4 protein-coding genes are annotated in these 3,144 nt (G+C 63.8%); 2 read left to right on the forward strand and 2 right to left on the reverse strand.

The features are described 5' to 3' along the window. Nucleotides 1-48: 48 nt before the first annotated feature. Complete coding sequence (gene radB / locus QT222_RS03670) at nucleotides 49-738, reverse strand: DNA repair and recombination protein RadB (RefSeq protein ID WP_491476342.1); 690 nt, start codon at nucleotides 736-738, stop codon at nucleotides 49-51. Between the two features lie 104 nt (nucleotides 739-842). On the opposite strand from radB, the gene QT222_RS03675 reads away from it, so the two are divergent. Beyond that, the gene (locus QT222_RS03675) at nucleotides 843-1,574 is read left to right on the forward strand and encodes a hypothetical protein (protein WP_491476343.1); all 732 of its coding nucleotides are present in this window, start codon (nucleotides 843-845) and stop codon (nucleotides 1,572-1,574) included. Between the two features lie 111 nt (nucleotides 1,575-1,685). Continuing rightward, nucleotides 1,686-2,609, forward strand: a complete 924-nt coding sequence (locus QT222_RS03680; RefSeq protein WP_491476344.1) for an alpha/beta fold hydrolase — start codon at nucleotides 1,686-1,688, stop codon at nucleotides 2,607-2,609. Here the strand turns inward: QT222_RS03680 and larC2 are convergent. Further along, the coding region (gene larC2 / locus QT222_RS03685; protein ID WP_491476345.1) for a nickel pincer cofactor biosynthesis protein LarC2 at nucleotides 2,610-3,144 on the reverse strand (535 nt) is incomplete at its 5' end.

Consider the following 3,144-nt stretch of genomic DNA (forward strand, 5'->3'; position numbering starts at 1 on the left):
CTGCGCCCCCAGGATCCGACCGGGTCGCCCGGTCACGTCGACCTCTTTTTATAAGTCAGTCCCGGGCAGCCCGCGGTCAGTGATTTTGACCGTCGCCGTCTCACCGGCGGGTTTCGCACGGTGCTTTTCGAGCGTCGCACGACGGTTGCCGCCGCGGAATCTGTCGAGTCGGAGGACTGTCCCGGTCCAGTGTTCGAGGGTGTGCCCGCCGAGTGCGCGTGTCCGGTCGCTTTCGGGGTCGGAGTACACCTGGTTCGTGAGGACGACGGCGAGGTCGTGTTTTCGGGCGAGAGAAAGGAGATGTGTGACCTGTCGGGCGACACGGCGAAGCGCTTCGCCGCCGTCGCCGTCGGCGGTTCGTTCGAGTCTGTAGAACCCTGTCGCGGAGTCGAGGACGATGAGGTCCGCACCATCCGCGAACTCAGCGGCATCGCGAACGGCCTGTTCTTGGTCTTCGAAGTCGTACGCCTCGCTGATCATCAGTCGCGAGGTCACAGACTCCACGTCCTCGGGAGCGACGGACTCGGCGAGTTGCTGGAAGCGGTCTACCGACAGCCCTTCGGTGTCGATGTAGACGACGGTTCCTCCCGCGGCGGCGACGCGGACCGCGGCCGAGAGGGCGACGTTCGTCTTTCCGGCGGCCGACGGGCCGTACACCTGCGTGACGGTGCCGCGTTCGAACCCGCCGTCGAGGAGGTCGTCGAGCGTGGAACACCCGGTGGAGACTGACTCTGTCACATCCGTTGGTGGGAACCACCGGCCGAAAAAGACCTCGGTCCCCCCGTCGACCGCCGGACGCCAGCGCACCACTCTTTATTCCTCACCATCGCTAAGAGCCGACTGTGATAGTCGTCGCCACTGCTGACTTCGAACTCTACCACGAAGCCGTCGACGAGTTACGGAGTCGAGGAGTCTCCTTTACGACCGTCGAGCCGGGTGACCCGATACCCGAGCAAGCGCGTGTTCTCATCACCGGCCCGAATGACGATATCGATGCGGATATCGCCCGTGTGACGGCGACCGGCGACGATGTTCGCCGCGCCGTCGACGAAGCCCTCACGACACTCCGCGGCGGCGGCGGACAAACAATCGTCGGCGTCGACCCCGGAATCAGACCGGGCATCGCCGTCCTCTCGGGCGAAACTGTCGTCGCCGCGTTTCACGTCCCGCTCGCGAACGCAGTCGACGTCATCCGACAAGAAACGGAAGACGCCGTCGACCCAGTTGTCCGCATCGGCAACGGTGCCCGCCTGCAGAGCGCGAAGCTGATAAACGACCTCGACGACGTCGCGGTCGAACTCGTCGACGAAACGGGAACGACGCCGTATCTCGGAACGGGCGCGCGCGGCATGGGCGACGTACTCGCGGCGGTGAACATCGCCCGCATGAACGGCGAAGACATCGAATCCCGCGAGATAGAGCCGACCGAGGGCGAGCTCCAGCGTATCAAGGACCGTTCCCGCGAGGCGTCCGACGACAGCCGAAGCATCGACGACGAACTCGCCCGTCGGGTCGCCGGTGGTGAGCTGAGCATCGAAGAGGCCCTTGTCGAACATCGCGCGCGTGAGGAGTAAGACACCGTAAGTGTCTACACCTCGTAAATGACTGCTTAACCCCCGTTAGCCGCCGTAACTCAGCGTATCGGTGCTCCCGACTTATCCCAATGGCGTGCGTATTGTGCAACTATGTCATCCGCCAGTTCGAACGCGAGAGACGAGGTCATCGCGGCAATTCACGAGGAAGCAGACTGGGTCGACCGTACCGTGTACCCGTTCGAATCGCGGTGTATCGGGCTTTCGTCGGGAGCTGTCCACTATATCGACGAGGGACCGGACGACGGCGGGCGGGAGACGCTCCTGATGCTCCACGGAAATCCGACGTGGTCGTTCCTCTACCGACACCTGGTTCGGGACCTGCGCGACGAGTATCGATGTGTCGCACTCGACTACCTCGGATTCGGTCTCTCGGAGCGCCCAACGGACTTCTCGTACCGCCCCGAGGACCACGCCGATGTCGTCGAAGAATTCATCGACGAACTCGGCCTCGAAGACGTAGTGCTCGTCGGACACGACTGGGGCGGCCCAATCGGGTTTTCGTACGCCATCGACCACCCTGAGAACGTCGGCGGGCTCGTCGTGATGAACACGTGGATGTGGCCGGTGAGCGACGACAAGCACTTCAGTCGATTCTCGAAACTCCTCGGCGGACGCATCGGCCGCGAACTCTGCGAGCGCTACGACCTGTTTACGCGCGTGATAATGCCGATGGGCTTTGCCGACCGCTCGCGGTTCACGGAGTCGGCCCGAGAGCAGTACCGCGCGGCCAACCGCGGCGACAGAACCGGAACGGGCATCTTCCCGCAGGCGATTCTCGGGTCGAGAGCGTGGCTCTCGTCGCTGTGGGAGCAACGCGACAACATCGCCGATATCCCCGCGCGAATCATCTGGGGGATGGAAGATTCGGCGTTCCAACCGGCCGAGTTGCGAACGTTCGAGGCACTCTTCGAGGATTCCTCGACAGTTCGACTCTACGGCGTCGGCCACTACGTCCCAGAAGAATTCGGGTCCGACCTCGTGCCGTTGGTTCGAGAGTTCCTCGAAGAGGTGTAACTACGAGGCCGTTTCTTCGGAGTTGTTTGGTTCGGATTTTGCTACGACATCCACCGCCCGGCGCATGACCTCCCGGACGGCGAGTCCCGTCTCCGTGGCGACTTCGAGCGCGTCGTCGTACTCGGTGCTCCGGTCGTAGACGACGCCGTCGGCGTCGCTCGCAACTTTGACCGTTACGTCGTACTCCTCGCCATCGATGTCGAGAGTCGCCGTCTCGAACTCTCGGCGGGCGGTCCAGCGGTGGCCCGCGCCGTGTTCCCGGATTCCGAGCGTGCCGGTTTCGACGGCGAGACGGTAGGCGACCCGCTCTACGTCCTCGGGTCTGACGATGGCCTTCACGAGGTGTCCGGGTCGGGACTTCTTCATCGTCGCCGGAAGGATGGTCACGTCGCGCGCGCCAGCGTCTTTCAGCGTCTGTTGGAGGCTCCCGAGGATTTCGGGGGTGGCGTCGTCGAGGTTCGTCTCGAGGACGGAAATTTCGTCGCGGACGAGTCGAGAGCCGCCGTCGCCGACGATGGCACGGAGGACGTTCGGG

The sequence above is a fragment of the Haloferax sp. s1 genome, from assembly GCF_058382125.1.

Excerpts from the sequence above, each read along its gene's own strand:
- QT222_RS03680 (WP_491476344.1), top strand. The coding sequence starts at position 1,686 with ATGTCATCCGCCAGTTCGAACGCGAGAGACGAGGTCATCGCGGCAATT.